This window comes from Citrobacter koseri ATCC BAA-895 (genome assembly GCF_000018045.1).
Lineage (GTDB): Bacteria > Pseudomonadota > Gammaproteobacteria > Enterobacterales > Enterobacteriaceae > Citrobacter_B > Citrobacter_B koseri.
This window is the reverse complement of record NC_009792.1, coordinates 4128807-4147461: the sequence shown is the minus strand read 5'-3', so window position 1 is coordinate 4147461 and position 18655 is coordinate 4128807. Positions and strand designations below refer to the sequence as shown.

Below are 18655 nucleotides of genomic sequence, written 5' to 3'. Positions count from 1 at the left end.
ATGTAAAATTATTGTTATGTGGTCGGATGAGTTAATAATTTAGCCGTCGCGGCGTAAAAGGGAAAAGGGGAATGCGATGATTGTGATGGGATTCAAAAAAGGAGCGGGGCCAGAGAACGAATTTGCCGGATGGCGATGCTGGCGCATCTTATCCGGCCTACGGATCGGATTCCTGTAGGCCGGATAAGCGTAGCGCCATCCGGCGGTGTGTTATGTTTCCTCCACGCTCACCCGTAACGCCGCCAGAGCCTTGCGGGTCGCCTTTAACACCTGCTCACACTGCTCAATTGTTAATGTCAGCGGTGGTTCGATGCGAATCGTTTTCGAGTTGTTGAGCGTCCCGGCAACCAGTACCCGCTGGCGGAACATCTCGCTGGCGAAGTTGTAGCCGATTTCGTTGTCAACAAACTCAATCGCCATCAACATCCCTTTTCCGCGAGCGTCCTGCACCAGGTCAGGGTATTCCCTGGCAAGCTGGAGGAAGCCGTCCAGCAACATATCGCCTTTCTGCTCTGCCTGTGCCGGTAGATTCTGCTCCAGCAACACGTTAATGGTCGCTAATGCTGCCGCACAGGCCAGCGGGTTGCCGCCAAAGGTTGTGGTGTGCAGGAACGGATTATCGAACAGAACGGAGAATACCTCTTCGGTAGCGATGGTTGCCCCAACCGGCATCACGCCGCCGCCCAACGCTTTTGCCAGACATAAAATGTCAGGCTGCACGTTTTCATGTTCACAGGCGAACATCTTACCGGTGCGCCCCATGCCGGTCTGGACTTCATCCAGAATCATCAGGGCGCCAAACTCATCGCAGAGTTTACGCACGGCGGTCAGATAGCCCTGCGGCGGCAGGATCACGCCGCCCTCGCCCTGAATTGGTTCCAGAATGACGGCTGCCACATCGTCGCCGGTTTTTTTACACTCGCTAAGCGCAGTACGCATGGCCTCAATGTTGCCAAACGGTACATGGCGAAAGCCCGGCAGTAGCGGCATAAACGGCTTGCGGAACGTGGATTTCGCCGTGGCGGAAAGCGACCCCAGCGATTTACCGTGAAACGCGCCGCTGGTAGCGATAAAGGTAAACTTACCGCGCGGCGACTGATACGCTTTCGCCAGTTTCAGCGCCGCTTCCACCGATTCGGTGCCGCTGTTGCTGAAAAAACTGTACTTCAGTTTTCCAGGCGTGAGCGCTGCGAGCGTTTTAGCTAGCATGGCCCGGAGCGGGTCCAGTAACTCCTGGCTGTGCAGAGGTTGTTTTGCGAGTTGATTCTGTACGGCGGATACGACAACTGGATTACGGTGCCCCACGTTGAAAATGCCAAAACCACCCAGGCAATCAATAAACTCCTGTCCCTGGGTGTCGACAAGCGTATTCAGACTTCCCGCTTGCCACTCTACGGCTCCGTAATCCCCGCCAGCGGTCACAGATTTTCGATACTCTAAAAACCCCGGATTAACATGCTCTTTGAAGTAATCAATCACCTCTCGGTTCAGTGCTTTCATTTCCTCATGATCAAGCGTTCGCTTTTCAATGAGATTCAGTGCGTGTGCGCTACAGGCCAGGGCCGATGCGCTGGAAGGTAACCTGTTCAAAATATGCTCCCGGAACTCGCGTATCACATGATACTGAGTTAAGTATTGCAGGGATTGCGCCATACCGGCGTGGATCATGAAAATCGGGATAAACACCAGGGAAAATATCAAGTGTGCAATATTTAATCTCATTCATTAACAATTGGTGATGTTTTGCGCAATGCGTGTGCGGGGGAAGCGGGGCTGACGAGCGGGCAGTCGCACCAGAACGGTGCGGGCGGTGTGCGTATATGGGGCGGAAGTTATAGCGGAACTGAATAGTTACTTAACGAAAGTATTCTAAATCAATGAATTAGAAAACATACAAATATTACGGTTTAAACGCAAATTGCGATCTAAATCAAATTTAACAACTAAAGATAAACCAATTATCGCCGAAATAACATCTGACAGAAAAGTTAACATTCAAGTAACCTGCACAGGACGCAACCATGTCTTCTCATCCCTACGTCAGCCAGCATAATTATCCGCTGGATGATGATACAACCCTGATGTCCACAACTGACCTGCAAAGCTATATCACCCATGCAAATGATACCTTCGTTCAGGTAAGCGGCTTTACGCTGAATGAACTGCTTACGCAACCGCATAATCTGGTACGCCACCCGGACATGCCGAAAGCCGCGTTTGCGGATATGTGGTACACCCTCAGGCAGGGTGAGCCGTGGAGCGGCATCGTGAAAAACCGACGGAAGAATGGCGATCACTACTGGGTGCGGGCGAATGCGGTGCCGATGGTGCGGGAAGGGCGCGTGACCGGCTATATGTCGATTCGTACCCGCGCGACAGATGAAGAGATTGCTGCCGTTGAGCCTTTGTATAAGGCGCTGAATGAAGGCCGCAGCAACAAACGTATCCACAAAGGACTGGTGGTGCGTAAAGGCTGGCTGGGGAAACTGCCGGCAATCCCCATTCGCTGGCGTGTACGCAGCGTTATGGCGCTAACAGGCGTGGTGCTGATGGTGGCGATGGCGCAAATGGGCGTTGCGTGGCCAGCGCTATTCGTGAACGCCCTGCTGATGCTGGCGGGAACGGCGGTGTTTGAATGGCAGATTGTGCGTCCGATCGAAAATGTCGCCCGGCAGGCGTTGAAAGTCGCAACGGGCGAGCGTAACAGCGTATCGCATCTTAACCGTAGTGACGAACTGGGGCTGATGTTGCGCGCGGTAGGCCAGCTTGGGCTTATGTGCCGCTGGCTGATTAATGATGTCTCAAGCCAGGTTTCCAGCGTAAGAAACGGCAGCGAGACGTTAGCGAAAGGCAATGACGATCTGAACAAACATACCCGCCAGACGGTAGAGAATGTGCAGCAGACGGTGACGACCATGAACCAGATGGCGGAGTCCGTGAAGAAAAATTCCACCACCGCGTCCGCCGCCGATAAATTATCCAGCGCGGCCAGCAGTGCGGCGACGCAGGGCGGAGAGGCGATGGAAACCGTCATTAAAACGATGGATGACATCGCTGACAGCACGCAGCAGATTGGCACAATCACTACGCTGATTAACGATATTGCTTTCCAGACGAATATCCTGGCGCTGAACGCGGCGGTTGAAGCGGCGCGAGCGGGCGAGCAGGGTAAAGGATTTGCCGTTGTCGCCGGGGAGGTTCGCCATCTTGCCAGCCGAAGCGCCAGCGCGGCGAATGATATTCGTAAGCTCATTGACGCCAGCGCAAGCCGGGTACAGTCCGGCTCCGAACAGGTTCATGCGGCAGGACGCACGATGGATGATATTGTGGCTCAGGTGCAAAACGTCACTCAGCTTATTGCGCAAATCAGCCACTCGACGCTGGAACAGGCGGACGGACTCTCCAGCCTGACCCGCGCCGTGGATGAGTTAAACCATATCACGCAGAAAAATGCCGAGCTGGTGGAGGAGAGCGCTCAGGTTTCAGCGATGGTTAAACATCGCGCCAGCCGTCTGGAAGACGCGGTAACGGTTCTGCATTAAATCAAATTCCCTTTATTTCTGCCGACAAACGCTTATCGAAGCCGATAAGCGTTTTGTCATAATATTGGGCTAACAATGTTAAGCACATATTAAATATTTACCATTTCGAGCTATTTCCTTATTTAAACCCGCTGCGTTATTTTGTGTGATTCTTCATTTTCCCGAACCTGAAAAATGAATTGTATAACGATCGGTCTGCCGATATTCATCGTTGAAAACTATTTACTGTAATAACTTGAAATAAAAAACGATCAATATCATAAAGTTAGCACAACCGTAACCGATAACGAACCCTGTATAGAGGAAAAACAATCTCCAGGGGGAAATATGCTTTTGCATAACATGAAGATCCGCTCGAAATTATTTATTGCGTTTGGTTTGTTTATTGTACTGATGATCGTGAGTTCTGGCCTTTCGTTGTTCAGCCTGGATCGAACGAATACCAGTATGCAGAACATCATTACTCACGATTATCCCACGACGGTGAAAGCCAACCTGCTGATCGATAATTTTCAGGATTTCGTTAGCACGCAGCAACTGATGCTGCTGGATGAAGAAGGACGCTGGAGCCAGGAGTCGCAAAAGCAGCTGGATGCGATTAGCCAGCGCATTACGGTATTGCTCGATGAACTGTCCGCCAGCCGTCATGACGAGGCCTCAAAGGCTATTATCGCCGGAATTCGCGATGTGCGTCAGCAGTATCTGGCCTCCCGGTTCCGTATTTTGCAGGAAATTCAGAACTATAATCGTCCGGCGGCGATACAGGAAATGATGACGACCACCGTCAACATACAGCAGGCGTATAAAGCTAAAGTACAGGAGCTGATCGCTATTGAAGATACGCTGATGCGCAACGCGGGCGCGTCGGTTGACCAGGATTTTCGCACCAACCGGGCACAGCTGATTCTCCTGGCGCTCATCAGCATTGCCGCCGGAGTGATAATGGGATGGTACATCGTACGTTCCATTACCCGACCGCTTAATGACGCTGTGCAGTTTGCCGGGGCGATTGCGGAGGGGGATTTGACCCGCACGATTCATATCGCGCAAAAGGATGAAACCGGCGTGCTGTTACAGGCGCTGATGGAGATGAAAAACCGTCTGTTGGTGATCGTGCAGGAAGTTCAGAACGGCTCTGAAAATATCTCCAGCGCGGCGGCGCAAATTGTCGCGGGCAACCAGGATCTGGCGGCGCGTACTGAAGAACAGGCCAGTTCTGTTGAGCAAACGGCGGCCTCTATGGAGCAGATTACCGCCACCGTCAAAAATACGGCGGACCACACCAGCGAAGCGACCCATCTTTCTGCCGATGCGGCCAGCGTGGTGAAAAATAACGGTGAGATGATGCGTCAGGTCACGCAAAAAATGCGCGTGATAAATGAGACCTCTAACCGCATGTCCGACATTATCAACCTGATTGATTCTATTGCCTTCCAGACCAACATTCTGGCGCTTAACGCCGCCGTGGAAGCCGCTCGCGCCGGGGAACACGGGCGTGGCTTCGCGGTCGTGGCGGGGGAAGTTCGTCAACTGGCGCAAAAAAGCGCGTCGTCGGCCAGTGAGATCCGCCACCTGATCGAAGACTCTACCAGCCAGACGCAAGAGGGGATGCAACTGGTGGAAAAAGCCAGTGCGTTGATTAATGGTATGGTGGATAACGTTGAAGAGATGGATGTGATTCTGCGTGAAATCGGCCAGGCCAGTCGCGAACAAACCGATGGGATTTCGCAAATCAACAGCGCGATTGGGCTGATTGACGCCACCACGCAACAGAACTCGTGTCTGGTTGAGGAGTCCGTTGCGGCAGCGGCGTCGCTGAATGAGCAGGCCCAGCACTTAAAAGAGATCGTGAAAGTGTTCCGCATCCGTACGGAGGACGTACCGCCTGCTTAATCCAGTTGGCTGATTTCCAGCGCCGCGCGATCGATAACGCCAATGATCTGCTTAAGCTGCGCGTCGCTGATCCCGCCCTGATTCACCCGCAGATCCAACACGGCTTTGAAGTTGTCCAGCGCCCGTTTCATCTGCGGGTTCTTACGCAGTTCAAAGCCGACGCAGCGCGCTTTCACGCGTTCGTGGATGTGCTCCAGGTGTTCACGGTTCTCTTCCAGCCACCGTTGCCCCTGTTCTGTAATGGTGATCTGCTTACGCCCGCCGTCCTCTTCTTTGATAGTGATAAATTCCTGATCCTGAAGAAAATCCAGCGTTGGGTAAATCACGCCTGGGCTTGGGGTGTAGTTGCCCAGCGTCAGGTTCTCGATGGCTTTAATCAATTCGTAACCGTGGCTGGCCTCGCGGGTCAAAATTTCCAGAATCACCAGGCGTAGTTCGCCGTGGCCAAAAAAGCGCTGGCGACGTCCGCCGCCAGCGCCCCGGCCATGACGGTGCTCGCAGCCATGTTCATGGCCGTGGTGATGCGCTCTCTCGCAACCTTCATGATGATGTCGCATGATGTACTCCTGTTTTATTTAGATATATCTAATTTATATCTAAAACTTGTAATCTTGCAAGTTGATAGATTTTTATTTTGTTTAATTCATTGATTTTAAAGTGATTAAAATTGTTTTATATCGTGAGATATATCGAAGATTACTGTATCAAAAAAGTGCTTGCAATCTTCATAACTAACAATCATTATCATTTAAAATTTAATTTAGATATATCGTATTATCTGCATGAAGGCGAAAAAATGATAAATACATCCTCACGCTACCCACAGCGCGTTCGTAACGAACTGCGTTTTCGTGAACTTACCGTTCTGCGCGTCGAGCGTATTAGCGCCGGTTTTCAGCGCATTGTTCTTGGCGGTGAAGCGCTGGAAGGCTTTAGCTCGCGCGGCTTTGACGATCACACCAAAGTGTTTTTCCCTGAACCGGGCAGCCTGTTCGTTCCTCCGACGGTGACGGACGAAGGGATTGTCTGGGGAGAGGGCGTACGTCCTGCTTCCCGCGATTACACGCCCTTATATGATGAAGAGCGGCACGAGCTGGCGCTGGATTTCTTTATTCACGACGGCGGCGTGGCGAGCACATGGGCAGTAAACGCTCGCGAAGGCGACACGCTCACCATCGGTGGGCCGCGTGGATCGCTGGTGGTGCCGGAAGACTATGCATATCAGGTTTATGTCTGCGATGAGTCAGGGATGCCAGCGCTGCGCCGCCGCCTGGAAGCGCTCGAACGCTTGTCCGTTCGCCCGCATGTTACGGCGCTGGTCAGCGTACAGGATGCCGCGTATCAGGATTATCTGGCGCATCTTGATGGCTTTGCCATTGAATGGGTGGTCGGACACGATGAACAGGCGATTGATGAGCGACTGGCGCAATTAACGGTGCCGGAGGCGGATTATTTCATCTGGATCACGGGTGAAGGGAAAGTGGTTAAGCATCTGAGCCGTCGCTTTGAGACGGAACAGTTTGATCCGCAACGGGTGCGCGCCGCAGCATACTGGCATCGTAAGCCGGCTTAATCATTCCTTACAGGTGGAAGTTTAACCGGGCCACTGCGGGCCCGGTTTTCTGCTGACTATCAGGCGTTGTGACTTTCCGCCAGCGCTTTAAACACCATTGCCACGGCGTGTGCGCCAGGGTCCATATTGCCAAGCAGGCTTTCGCTGCTGAGGTAGGATGCGCGTCCGGCGTTGGCTTTGCTGGACTGACAGGTACGTTCTGCGCCATTTTGCGCGGCGGAAAAGGCCGCGTGCAGATCCTGTGGCTGCGCAAGCAGCGATGTCAGGGCCGGCTGTAAAGCGTCGATCATGGTACGATCGCCTTCATCCGCGCCACCGTAATACTTCATCTGCGCCAGACCGGTATTCAGCGCTTCCGCCACACTGGCGCCTTGCTCCAGTTTCTGCCCCGCAGCGGTAAAGAAAATGGACATCAGCACACCGCTGGAGCCGCCCATGACGACGGTCAGGCGTTCGCCAATGAGTGCGAACAGCGTGGCGAGATGGTCGAGCGGCAACTGCTGGCGGTGTAGCAGGCCCGCGATTTCACGCGCGCCTGCCGCAAAGGTTGAGCCGGTATCGCCGTCGCCGACTTTGGCATCCAGCGCGTTAAGATCCATTTCCAGATCGGACAGCGTGCGGGTGATTTGCTCAACAATCCCGGCAACTAACGCGTTCTCTGAAGGCTGAAACTCTACCCGCGCGCTTTGCAGTGAGGATGGCATAATGGTTATCTCACGCGGCGGCACCGGCGTTTGCCAACTGCTGGTTTCCACCCCGGAGAGCAACGCTTTTTCGATACTTTCTTCCAGCACCATTGCCGTCAGTGAAAAACCTTTCATATCCAGCGCAGTCACCAGCGAAGCCGGGCCGATAAGCCAGTCGATGCGTTTATGCAGCGGGCTGCGCGCCAGTTCACGCGTGATGATGGCCATTTCCGCGACGGAGACGCCGCCAAGGTTATTGACCATCACCGCCAGACGACCGGTCTCAGGCAGAGCGGAGAGGAGTTTGTCGGCCATCAGGCGCACAATCTGCGCGCTGTTTTGGGTATCAATGACTGATGCGCCGGGTTCACCGTGGATCCCCATGCCCAGCTCAGACTGATTAGGATGATGGCGTGGTGCGTTCTCCGTCTCCTGCGGCAGATGGCAACTGGAAATCGCAACGCCAAGACTCACGGTATTGTTGGCGGCGTACTGCGCTTCACGCAAGACGGTCGCCAGGTTGTAGCCGCGTTTGGCAAAATAGCCGGCGACTTTATGAACCAGAATGGTGCCCGCGATACCGCGCGGGTGCTTATTGTCTGGCAGCGAAATGTCATCCCCGACAATCAGCATTTCAACGTTGTAGCCCAGACGGCGCGCTTTCTCTGCCGCAAGGCCGAAGTTCAGACGATCGCCGGTATAGTTTTTTACGATTAACAGGCAGCCGGCGTCGCCAGTGACCGCCTGGATAGCGGTCAGCACTGCATCGACACTGGGGGAGGCAAACAGATCGCCGCAGACGGCAGCGGTTAACATGCCTTTCCCGATGAAACCAACATGGGCAGGTTCGTGCCCGGAGCCGCCGCCGGAAATCACCGCGACGTTGCTACGGTTCAGATCGCGGCGAACCACGACACGAATCGCCGGATCGCTCTCCAGGCGCACCAGATTGTTCCACGGGCTGGAGATAATCGTTCCTTCAATGACGTCGTTGACGAGATGGGGTCGCTGGTTAAAAAAGAATTGAGTCATAACGGTTCCTGGAGAGTGGGAAAAACACACCCCCGGCTGCACATTATGGTTGCGGAGGCGCTCATCATCGGGACGCTGCGGGGCAGGTCGGCGATGAGGAGATTCTGGCTGAGTTCATGAAGAAAAAAATTTGAAGAAAAGGAGTTTCATTACGAAACGAAATTATTCTTTTACGTTCCGTAATGAAACGTTTTCTGATGAAAAAAAGCCAAAATGCGAGCCGGAGCGCGCCTTTTTCCCGCTCATTCACGCAGAAAAGTTGGCCGGACAGAAAAATATTTTCCTGTCTTGTCGGCAGTCGGCGGCGAAAACCACGCATGATTCCCCTTTTTTCAGATGCATTATGAGAAGGCTGAACGGATCGGGATCGCAATCCTGCCGTTTTTTAGGGTTTATTGTTCCACTATGAAACGTGATGAATTTTTCTGTGTTCCATTTCAGAACAAAAAGAGGAAAGATTTTTTTGGCGATGCCTCGTCCTACAGTGATTGCATCGCTCCGGTATCGCTCCGTTTTCGCCATTAACACAGGGCCAAACAGGATAACGCCAGGGCTCACCATGTAAATACATGCACTTATTTGAGGATGACAGGAATGCTAAAAGTTATTCAATCTCCAGCCAAATATCTCCAGGGACCTGATGCTTCTGTCTTATTCGGTCAATATGCCAAAGACCTGGCGGACAGCTTTTTCGTGATTGCAGATGACTTCGTCATGAAGCTGGCGGGAGAGAAGGTGCTGAATGGCCTGAATAGCCACGAAATCCGTTGCCACGCAGAACGTTTCAATGGCGAATGCAGCCATGTTGAAATCAACCGTCTGATGGCCATTTTGAAACAAAAAGGCTGCCGTGGCGTGGTGGGGATCGGCGGCGGGAAAACGCTTGATACGGCAAAAGCCATTGGCTACTACCAGAAACTGCCGGTCGTTATTATTCCGACTATTGCGTCCACCGATGCCCCGACCAGCGCATTGTCGGTTATCTATACCGAAGCGGGCGAGTTTGAAGAGTATCTGATCTACCCGAAAAACCCGGATATGGTGGTGATGGACACGGCAATCATCGCCAAAGCACCGGTGCGTTTACTGGTGTCCGGGATGGGGGATGCGCTTTCCACCTGGTTTGAAGCGAAAGCCTGCTATGACGCCAGAGCGACCAGCATGGCGGGCGGGCAGTCTACGGCGGCGGCCTTGAGCCTGGCGCGCCTGTGTTATGATACATTGCTCGCAGAAGGTGAAAAAGCGCGTCTGGCGGCTCAGGCTGGCGTTGTGACTGATGCGCTGGAACGTATCGTTGAAGCCAACACCTATCTCAGCGGCATTGGCTTTGAGAGCAGCGGTCTGGCCGGGGCGCATGCGATTCACAACGGTTTCACTATTCTGGAAGAGTGCCACCATTTGTATCACGGCGAAAAAGTCGCGTTTGGCACGCTGGCGCAACTGGTATTACAGAACAGCCCGATGGAAGAGATCGAAACCGTTCTGGGGTTCTGCGAGAAAGTGGGACTGCCGATTACCCTCGCGCAGATGGGCGTGAAAGACGGCATTGAAGGGAAAATTCAGGCGGTGGCGAAAGCGACCTGCGCGGAAGGCGAAACCATCCACAATATGCCGTTTGAGGTGACGCCGGACAGCGTTTATGCCGCGATTCTGACGGCGGATCTGTTAGGCCAGCAGTGGCTGGCGCGTTAATCCGCCTTGAGTTACGTTCTCTTCCCGAGATGAACAGGCAGTTTCTCCTCCCCTCTGACCGTTCCGGCCGGAGGGGTTGTCTATGGTAAAACAGCGGAAAAGGATATGACGGCTCAGACGCAGGACATCGGGAAGGAAGTATCTTCCGTCATCGCTCAGTCATGGCATCGTTGCAGCAAGTTTATGCAGCGAGAAACCTGGCAGACGCCGCACCAGGCGCAAGGGCTGACCTTTGAATCGATTTGCCGACGCAAAACGGCGTTGCTGACGATAGGCCAGGCTGCGCTGGAAGATGCCTGGGAGTTCATGGATGGACGACCTTGCGCGCTGTTTATCCTGGATGAATCCGCCTGTATCTTAAACCGCTGCGGCGACCCCGGGACGCTGGAGAAACTGGCGGAACTGGGCTTTCTCGACGGCAGCTATTGTGCGGAAAGCATCATCGGCAGCTGTGCGCTGTCGCTGGCGACCATGCCGGGGCAACCAACCAAAACGGCCGGAGAGCAGCATTTTAAACAGGCGCTGCATCCGTGGTCATTCTGCTCAACCCCGGTATTTGATAATCACGGCCGCCTGTTTGGCTCCATTTCGCTCTGCTGTCTGGTGGAGCACCAGTCAGTTTCTGATTTATCGCTGACGCTGGCGATCGCCCGTGAAGTGGGAAATTCACTGTTAACTGATAGCCTGTTGGCCGAGTCTAATCGTCATCTGAATCAGATGTACGGGCTGCTGGAAAGCATGGATGATGGCGTTATGGCGTGGAACGAGCAGGGCGTGTTGCAGTTTCTCAACGCGCGGGCGGCCACGATGCTGCATCTGGATACGCAGGCCAGCCAGGGGAAAAACATCCATGATCTGGTCAATTTGCCTGCCTTGCTGCGTCGCGCCATTAAACACGCCCGCGGGTTGAGCCATGTCGAAGTGACTTTTGAAAGTCAGCATCAGTTTGTTGATGCCGTCATTACCCTGAAACCGATAGTTGAGGAGCAGGGCAACAGCTTTATTCTGCTGCTGCACCCGGTGGAGCAAATGCGCCAGTTGATGACCAGTCAACTGGGGAAAGTGAGCCATACCTTTGAACAGATGTCGACGGACGATCCAGAAACACGTCGGTTGATCCACTTTGGCCGCCAGGCGGCGAGGGGGAGCTTCCCGGTTCTGCTGTGTGGTGAAGAAGGGGTGGGCAAAGAGCTTCTCAGCCAGGCTATCCACAACGAAAGCGAGCGCGCGAGCGGGCCTTATATCGCCGTAAACTGCCAGCTCTATGCCAATAGCGTACTGGGGCAGGATTTTATGGGCAGTGCGCCAACCGATGATGAAAATGGTCGTCTGAGCCGCCTTGAACTGGCGAGCGGTGGCACGCTGTTTCTGGAAAAAATTGAATATCTGGCGCCGGAGTTGCAGTCCGCGCTGCTGCAAGTGATCAAGCAGGGCGTGTTAACCCGCCTTGACGCGCGACGTCTGATCCCGGTGGATGTGAAAGTGATCGCGACGACCACGGTTGATCTGGCGAATCTGGTCGAGCAGAACCGCTTTAGCCGTCAGCTTTACTATGCCCTGCATTCGTTTGAAATTATTATTCCTCCGCTGCGCGCGCGGCGTAACAGCATCCCTTCGCTGGTCTATAACCGGCTGAACGGCCTGAAAAAACGCTTTTCAACCAGCCTGAAGGTGGATGATGATGCGCTGGCGCAATTGGTGGCCTATTCCTGGCCGGGCAATGACTTCGAGCTGAACAGCGTCATCGAAAACATTGCTATCAGCAGCGATAACGGCCACATCCGCCTGAGTAATCTGCCGGAATATCTGTTTTCTGAACGCCCCGGCGTGGATACGACATCATCGCTGCTACCCGCCAGTCTGACGTTTACGGCTATCGAGAAAGAGGCGATTATCCATGCCGCCCGCGTCACCAGCGGACGGGTGCAGGAAATGTCTCATTTGCTGAACATTGGCCGCACTACGCTGTGGCGTAAGATGAAGCAGTACGACATCGACGCCAGCCAGTTCAAGCGCAAGCATCACGACTAGACCGGCTTTCGCCGGGTGCTCCTGGCGATATCCGCGAATTTTTCCGGGTTACAGCCCGCCCAACAGTTTGCAGCGTTCGCCCACAACCGAAATGGCATTGGGGCCGAAAAAGTTCACATTTGGCACCAGATAATCAAACACACGATAGCTCATAATAAGACCTTCCCGGGTTCGGATGAGCATTCAGAGAAACAGCGCAACGCAGTTTCTGCCAATAACATATCCTGCTACGACGTACAGGGCTGAGGCCGCGATGAATTATCGCGCGGTGGTAAATGTTTTATTTTGTGTTCTTTATTTTGTCGCTCTCAGGTATTAAGTCAACAGGATAAAAATTGCTCAATTGATAACGTAATTATCTTCCGAACGTATTTTTTGATTAATGTCATTCGACATGATCACACTTTTCTCTACAGGCCATTATTTGTGTTTCATACTGAAACTCATATTTTTAGAGGCGTATCAAACTGGAGCGTAATTAATTTTGTTTTTTCTCTCGGTGAACCCGGCACTGACCGCCTCCTCACCAGGCGTCTAATCCCCCACACTTGCTGCGCTTGTTGTCTCCAGCCTTGCGGGCTATCTGGTTGATCTGTGGAGAGGAAGACGGATGGTGTTGTGACTCACCTCGAAACCTGGTTGAAAGAAAAGGATAAATTTAATGATTTCTTTGATATTAAGTTCAATCCAGGGGCATATTAGAGAGGTGTTTTTCAGATGGTTAATTTTAAGGATAAAAGTATGCCAGCAGTCATTGATAAAGCCTTAGATTTCATTAACGGTATGAATACATCCGCTTCAGTCCCACACCCAATGGATGAAAGTACAGCCAAGGGGATTTTTAAATATTTGAACGAGTTGGGGGTTCCGGCGAGAGCAGAAGATGTGGCAGCCCGAGGCGATCGGGAAGGGTGGAATGCCGGGTTTACGGAAAAATTGGTCGGGTGGGCTGAAAAAATTGCGTCAGGAGAACGGGTGCTTATTAAAAACCCTGAATATTTTTCTTTATATATGCGTGAGCAGCTTCGGGCACTGGTATAAGCTGAGCGCGCGCAAAAAGATCTATCTGCCCCTATGCTCTCGCCTTCAATTCGGGAGCATCTATTCCGGCCACCCAAAAAAAAGGACCTGCGATTTCTCGCAAGTCCTTGATATTTGGTGGCCCCTGCTGGACTTGAACCAGCGACCAAGCGATTATGAGTCGCCTGCTCTAACCACTGAGCTAAGGGGCCGTGGCGGTGGATTATAAAGTAACTCTGTGTTGCAATCCAGCCATAACCGTACGGATGCTGTTTTTATAAACAACGTATTTTCAATCCGTTATACTTTCAGCCTGATGTATCGTTCAGGAGTTAATATGGTTAAGGACATACTGGCGCGGGAGCTGAGAGTGGTATTTTGCGGCATCAATCCCGGCCTCTCTTCTGCGGGGACAGGGTTCCCGTTCGCGCATCCTGCCAACCGTTTCTGGAAGGTAATCCACCTTGCCGGATTTACCGGGCGTCAACTGAAACCGGAAGAGGCGCAGCATCTGCTGGATTTCCGCTGTGGCGTTACCAAATTTGTCGACAGGCCTACCGTGCAGGCGAATGAAGTTAAGCTTCAGGAGATGCGTAGCGGCGGCCATAAGCTCATTGAGAAGATTGAGCACTATCAACCTGCGGCGTTGGCGATTCTGGGCAAGCAGGCGTTTGAGCAGGGATTTAGCCAGCGCGGCGCGCAGTGGGGAAAACAGACGATGACCATTGGCGATACGCAGATCTGGGTGTTGCCGAATCCCAGCGGCTTAAATCGCATCAGGACGGAAAAGCTGGTGGAGGCGTATCGGGAACTTGATGAATCGCTGGTGGTTGATGGGCTGTAAGCGGTAAAAAAACGCCACCTTGCGGTGGCGTTGATGCTTATGCGGCGAGATTAATCGTCCAGGAAGCTACGCAGCACTTCAGAACGGCTCGGGTGACGCAGTTTACGCAGCGCCTTCGCTTCGATCTGACGGATACGTTCGCGGGTAACGTCAAACTGTTTACCCACTTCTTCCAGCGTATGGTCGGTGTTCATATCAATACCGAAACGCATACGCAGCACTTTTGCTTCACGCGCCGTCAGGCCAGCCAGCACGTCGTGCGTTGCGGCACGCAGGCTCTCGGTGGTGGCAGAGTCCAGCGGCAGCTCGAGGGTGGTATCCTCGATGAAATCCCCCAGATGCGAATCTTCATCGTCGCCGATCGGCGTTTCCATGGAGATAGGCTCTTTGGCGATCTTCAGCACTTTACGGATCTTGTCTTCCGGCATCAGCATGCGCTCGGCCAGCTCTTCTGGCGTCGGCTCGCGACCCATTTCTTGCAGCATCTGGCGGGAGATTCGGTTGAGTTTGTTGATGGTCTCAATCATATGCACCGGAATACGGATGGTGCGCGCCTGATCCGCGATAGAGCGGGTGATCGCCTGACGAATCCACCAGGTGGCATAGGTGGAGAATTTGTAACCACGACGGTATTCGAACTTGTCTACCGCTTTCATCAGACCGATGTTGCCTTCCTGAATCAGATCCAGGAATTGCAGACCACGGTTGGTGTATTTTTTGGCGATAGAGATAACCAGACGCAAGTTCGCTTCAACCATCTCTTTCTTCGCACGGCGGGCTTTCGCTTCGCCGATGGACATGCGACGGTTGATGTCTTTTACCTGCTCGATGGTCAGGCCGGTTTCTTCTTCAATCTGTTGCAGTTTTTGCAGGCTGCGCTGAACGTCTTCAGTGACATCGTGCAGCTTTTCGGACCACGGCTTGTTCATCGCAATGGCGGCATTGAACCAGGTTTCGCTGGTTTCGTTGCCGGTGAACAGGGTGATGAAGTTTTTCTTCGGCATTTTGCACTGCTCAACGCAGAGCTTCATGATCAGGCGTTCTTGCGTGCGAACGCGATCCATCATGACGCGCATGCTGTTCACCAGGTAGTCGAACTGCTTCGGCACCAGGCGGAACTGCTTAAACACTTCAGACAGCTTCAGAATTTCGGTCTGCGCATCGGCGTGGCTGCGACCTTTCGCTTTGATGGTGTCACGGGTGACTTCGTACTGCGTACGCAGCTCTGCGAATTTTTCGCGCGCCAGTTCCGGGTCGATGCTGTTGTCGTCATCGCTGCTGTCGTCGTCTTCTTCTTCGTCTTCATCATCGTCGTCGTCCATCTCTTCCTGAGAGAGTTCAGAACCGACGTGCGTGGCGGTAGGCGCCATATCTTCTTCAGCGTTCGGGTCAACAAAGCCGGTGATCAGATCTGACAGGCGAGCTTCTTCGGCTTCAACGCGATCGTACTGTTCAAGCAGATAAGTAATCGCTTCCGGGTATTCGGCAACGGAGCATTGAACCTGGTTGATCCCGTCTTCGATACGTTTAGCGATGTCGATTTCGCCTTCACGGGTTAACAGTTCAACCGTACCCATCTCACGCATGTACATGCGTACCGGGTCAGTGGTACGACCGATTTCAGATTCAACACTGGATAAAACTTGAGCAGCAGCTTCTTCCGCGTCTTCGTCGGTGTTGTTGGTGTTTTCAGCAAGCAGCAGATCATCGGCATCCGGTGCTTCTTCCATCACCTGAATACCCATGTCGTTGATCATTTGGATGATGTCTTCGATTTGATCTGAATCGACGATATCTTCCGGCAGATGGTCATTGACCTCGGCATAGGTCAGATAGCCTTGCTCCTTACCACGGGTGACAAGAAGCTTCAGCTGTGACTGCGGGTTTTGCTCCATAAGACGGTATCCACACTTATTTCGTTTGATTGGTGTCGGCGGTGTATCTGCCAACCTTTAAAGCGAGGGCGTACTTATATTTTTGCCGCTGCCTCTCAGTGCGGCTGTCGGGGGCTTCCCGATCGCTATTCGGCACTTAAGCCGTTAAATACGTTATCCTTCAAGTTGTCTCTGCGTTAGCTGCGTTCTCTTGCTGCCTTAATACAACTTGAACGATTTTGTCTATCAATTCATTTTTTGGCCAGTTCCTGGTTCAGCGTCCAGAGTTCCCGGCGTTCTTCGTTGCTTAAACCGTGTGTGCGATCGCGAGCAATCAACTCTTCCTGGCGCAGCTTAAGCATCGAATCAAACATATGGTTGAGTGAGTCGGTGAAGGTTTTTTCAGCAATGTCCTTATCAGCTATATCGTCCCACATCGACAATTTTTCAAGGGTCGCAGCACTATTTGTGCCGCGATAATGTTCTAAAAGTTGGCCGGTGGTCAGACCTGGTTGAGACAAACAAGTGTTGACCAGTTCTTCAAATAAGCCAAGCCCGGGCAGCTTTTTTTGATCCAGACCGCCTAGCGGTGGTACTAACGGCGCTAAATCCGGGTTTTGTACCAGTAACCCTATAAGTATACGCATGGTCGTGCGTTTTAGCTGCGGAGCAGGGCGTACCGTGCCACTTTCTGCTTGTTTTGGCATTAAGCGGTCAAGCTGGCTATCGTCAAAGATGCCTAATTTCAGCCCCAGCATCTGTCGTAGCTGGATCCTGTGCGTATCTCCGGGAACCTGGTTAATCAGCGGCAGCGCCAGCGCGGCAAGCTGCGTACTTCCATCCGGCGTACTCAAATCAACCTGCGGCAAGAGGCTATTGAAGAGAAACAGAGAGAGCGGCAGAGCCTGCTCCATCCGTGCTTCGAATGCTTCTTTGCCCTCTTTACGCACCAGCGTATCCGGGTCTTCGCCATCAGGCAGGAACATAAAGCGCAACTGCCGTCCGTCGGTGATATAGGGCATTGCCGTTTCAAGCGCTCGCCATGCCGCATCGCGTCCGGCCCGATCGCCGTCATAACAGCAAATCACATTGTTAGTCGCCCGGAATAACATGTGGATATGGTCGGCTGTTGTCGATGTCCCCAACGATGCCACGGCGTAGTTAATGTCGTACTGCGCCAGCGCGACAACGTCCATATAGCCTTCAACAACAAGCAGTCGCTGCGGTTCAGCGTTATGTTGCTGAGCTTCATAAAGGCCATACAGCTGTCGACCTTTATGGAAAATATCGGTTTCCGGGGAGTTCAGGTATTTCGGCGTATCGTTACCGAGTACGCGACCACCAAAACCAATCACCCGTCCTCGTTTATCGCGAATCGGGAACATCACCCGATTACGGAAACGATCGTAGGTTCTGCCCTGGTCATTGTTGACCAGCATTCCGGCATCCAGTAACAGCGCTCTGTTGTCGCTATTATTACCGAAACGTTTTAATGCGTTATCCCAGCCTGGCGGAGCGAAACCAATCGCGAAGCGTTGAACGATTTCAGCGCTAAGGCCGCGTTTTTGCAGATATTGGCGCGCAGGCTCTGCTGTGGGGTGGGCGAGCGACTGTTGATAAAACGCATTCAGCCCGTCCATTAACTGATAGAGGTTTTGCCGTTGGTGGCGCTCTATCTGGCTAAGACCTGTCCCTGCTTCGTAGGGAATTTCCAGGTTGTGCATTGCAGCCAGTTCTTCGACGGTTTCCACGAAATCGAGCTTGTCGTAGTTCATGAGGAAATCGATCGCGTTGCCGTGTGCGCCGCAGCCAAAGCAGTGGTAAAACTGTTTTTCACCGTTCACGGTGAAAGAGGGGGTTTTTTCGTTATGGAACGGACAGCACGCGTGAAAATTCTTGCCCTGCTTTTTCAGCTTCACCCGCGCATCGATCAGATCGATGATGTCGGTGCGTGCCAGCAGGTCATTGATAAATACGCGTGGGATTCGTCCAGCCATATGCCCCTTTTATACACTTCATCTTTCAGGCGCCGCTTTGCCGCATCCTGAATGATTTTGTATATATGCCAATGCATAAACGAAAATAAGCCGCGCATTCCTTTCGGAAGCACGGCCTTACAACTACAACTCGGTCTGAATCGAGAGCTTACGCCCTCAACGCATTAGTACAGACGAGTGCGGCGTGCGTTTTCGCGAGCCAGTTTCTTCGCGTGACGTTTCACTGCTGAAGCTTTAGCGCGCTTACGTTCGGTAGTCGGTTTTTCATAGAACTCACGACGACGAACTTCCGCCAGAACACCTGCTTTTTCACAGGAACGCTTGAAGCGACGCAGAGCTACGTCGAACGGCTCGTTTTCACGTACTTTAATTACCGGCATGTGCCTCTCACCTTTGATTAAATCGGTTTGCCGCTGGCATCAGCGCCAGCTTATTTCAAAATGGTGCGGAATTTTACTGCAATTGCTGCTG

At 52.8% G+C, this 18655-nt stretch carries 13 protein-coding genes, 1 tRNA gene and 1 pseudogene; 7 read left to right on the top strand and 8 right to left on the bottom strand.

Translation table 11 applies throughout. The features are described from left to right. Positions 1-210 precede the first annotated feature (210 nt). The gene (gene ygjG / locus CKO_RS19120) at positions 211-1590 is read right to left on the bottom strand and encodes a putrescine aminotransferase (protein ID WP_111925746.1); all 1380 of its coding nucleotides are present in this window, start codon (positions 1588-1590) and stop codon (positions 211-213) included. A 431-nt stretch (positions 1591-2021) separates the two neighbouring features. Between ygjG and CKO_RS19115 the strand changes: the two genes are divergently transcribed. Together CKO_RS19115 and CKO_RS19110 are read left to right on the top strand one after the other, a co-directional pair. Continuing rightward, positions 2022-3542 (top strand): methyl-accepting chemotaxis protein, encoded by a 1521-nt coding sequence (locus CKO_RS19115; RefSeq protein ID WP_012135222.1) that lies wholly within the window; start codon positions 2022-2024, stop codon positions 3540-3542. Between the two features lie 327 nt (positions 3543-3869). After that, positions 3870-5435: a methyl-accepting chemotaxis protein gene (locus CKO_RS19110; protein WP_012135221.1), complete on the top strand. Its 1566-nt coding sequence runs from the start codon at positions 3870-3872 to the stop codon at positions 5433-5435. On the opposite strand, the gene CKO_RS19105 is transcribed toward CKO_RS19110, so the two are convergent. Beyond that, positions 5432-5992: a PadR family transcriptional regulator gene (locus CKO_RS19105; protein ID WP_048902416.1), complete on the bottom strand. Its 561-nt coding sequence runs from the start codon at positions 5990-5992 to the stop codon at positions 5432-5434. The two genes, CKO_RS19110 and CKO_RS19105, sit on opposite strands and share 4 nt — an antisense overlap. Before the next feature lie 239 nt (positions 5993-6231). Here CKO_RS19105 and CKO_RS19100 point away from each other — a divergent pair, with 239 nt between their 5' ends. Beyond that, the gene (locus tag CKO_RS19100) at positions 6232-7008 is read left to right on the top strand and encodes a siderophore-interacting protein (RefSeq protein ID WP_048902454.1); all 777 of its coding nucleotides are present in this window, start codon (positions 6232-6234) and stop codon (positions 7006-7008) included. Positions 7009-7067: 59 nt separating this feature from the next. On the opposite strand, the gene CKO_RS19095 is transcribed toward CKO_RS19100, so the two are convergent. Further along, the gene (locus tag CKO_RS19095; protein ID WP_012135216.1) at positions 7068-8726 is read right to left on the bottom strand and encodes a glycerone kinase; all 1659 of its coding nucleotides are present in this window, start codon (positions 8724-8726) and stop codon (positions 7068-7070) included. Between the two features lie 594 nt (positions 8727-9320). On the opposite strand from CKO_RS19095, the gene CKO_RS19085 reads away from it, so the two are divergent. Together CKO_RS19085 and dhaR are read left to right on the top strand one after the other, a co-directional pair. Then, positions 9321-10418 carry a glycerol dehydrogenase gene (locus CKO_RS19085; protein ID WP_024130968.1) on the top strand — a complete coding sequence of 366 codons (1098 nt, stop codon included), beginning with the start codon at positions 9321-9323 and terminating at the stop codon, positions 10416-10418. A 105-nt stretch (positions 10419-10523) separates the two neighbouring features. Further along, positions 10524-12449: a dihydroxyacetone kinase operon transcriptional regulator DhaR gene (gene dhaR / locus CKO_RS19080; RefSeq protein ID WP_012135209.1), complete on the top strand. Its 1926-nt coding sequence runs from the start codon at positions 10524-10526 to the stop codon at positions 12447-12449. A 54-nt stretch (positions 12450-12503) separates the two neighbouring features. Here the strand turns inward: dhaR and CKO_RS23675 are convergent. Next, positions 12504-12602 (bottom strand): annotated as a pseudogene (locus CKO_RS23675) (hypothetical protein); the annotation flags it as partial. 564 nt (positions 12603-13166) lie between these two features. Here CKO_RS23675 and CKO_RS19075 point away from each other — a divergent pair. Next, the gene (locus CKO_RS19075) at positions 13167-13490 is read left to right on the top strand and encodes a DUF1889 family protein (protein ID WP_012135206.1); all 324 of its coding nucleotides are present in this window, start codon (positions 13167-13169) and stop codon (positions 13488-13490) included. Positions 13491-13605: 115 nt separating this feature from the next. Here CKO_RS19075 and CKO_RS19070 read toward each other — a convergent pair. Next, a tRNA-Ile gene (locus CKO_RS19070) sits at positions 13606-13681 on the bottom strand. 125 nt (positions 13682-13806) lie between these two features. Here CKO_RS19070 and mug point away from each other — a divergent pair. Next, positions 13807-14313 (top strand): G/U mismatch-specific DNA glycosylase, encoded by a 507-nt coding sequence (gene mug, locus CKO_RS19065; protein WP_012135205.1) that lies wholly within the window; start codon positions 13807-13809, stop codon positions 14311-14313. A gap of 50 nt (positions 14314-14363) precedes the next feature. Here the strand turns inward: mug and rpoD are convergent, their stop codons facing one another. The 3 genes from rpoD to rpsU all read right to left on the bottom strand — a co-directional run bounded on the left by rpoD (position 14364) and on the right by rpsU (position 18564). Further along, the gene (gene rpoD / locus CKO_RS19060; protein WP_012135204.1) at positions 14364-16208 is read right to left on the bottom strand and encodes an RNA polymerase sigma factor RpoD; all 1845 of its coding nucleotides are present in this window, start codon (positions 16206-16208) and stop codon (positions 14364-14366) included. A 230-nt stretch (positions 16209-16438) separates the two neighbouring features. Next, the gene (gene dnaG, locus CKO_RS19055; RefSeq protein ID WP_012135203.1) at positions 16439-18184 is read right to left on the bottom strand and encodes a DNA primase; all 1746 of its coding nucleotides are present in this window, start codon (positions 18182-18184) and stop codon (positions 16439-16441) included. Between the two features lie 164 nt (positions 18185-18348). After that, a complete protein-coding gene (gene rpsU, locus CKO_RS19050) occupies positions 18349-18564 on the bottom strand; it encodes a 30S ribosomal protein S21 (protein ID WP_001144069.1) in 216 nt (71 codons plus the stop codon). Positions 18565-18655 lie beyond the last annotated feature (91 nt).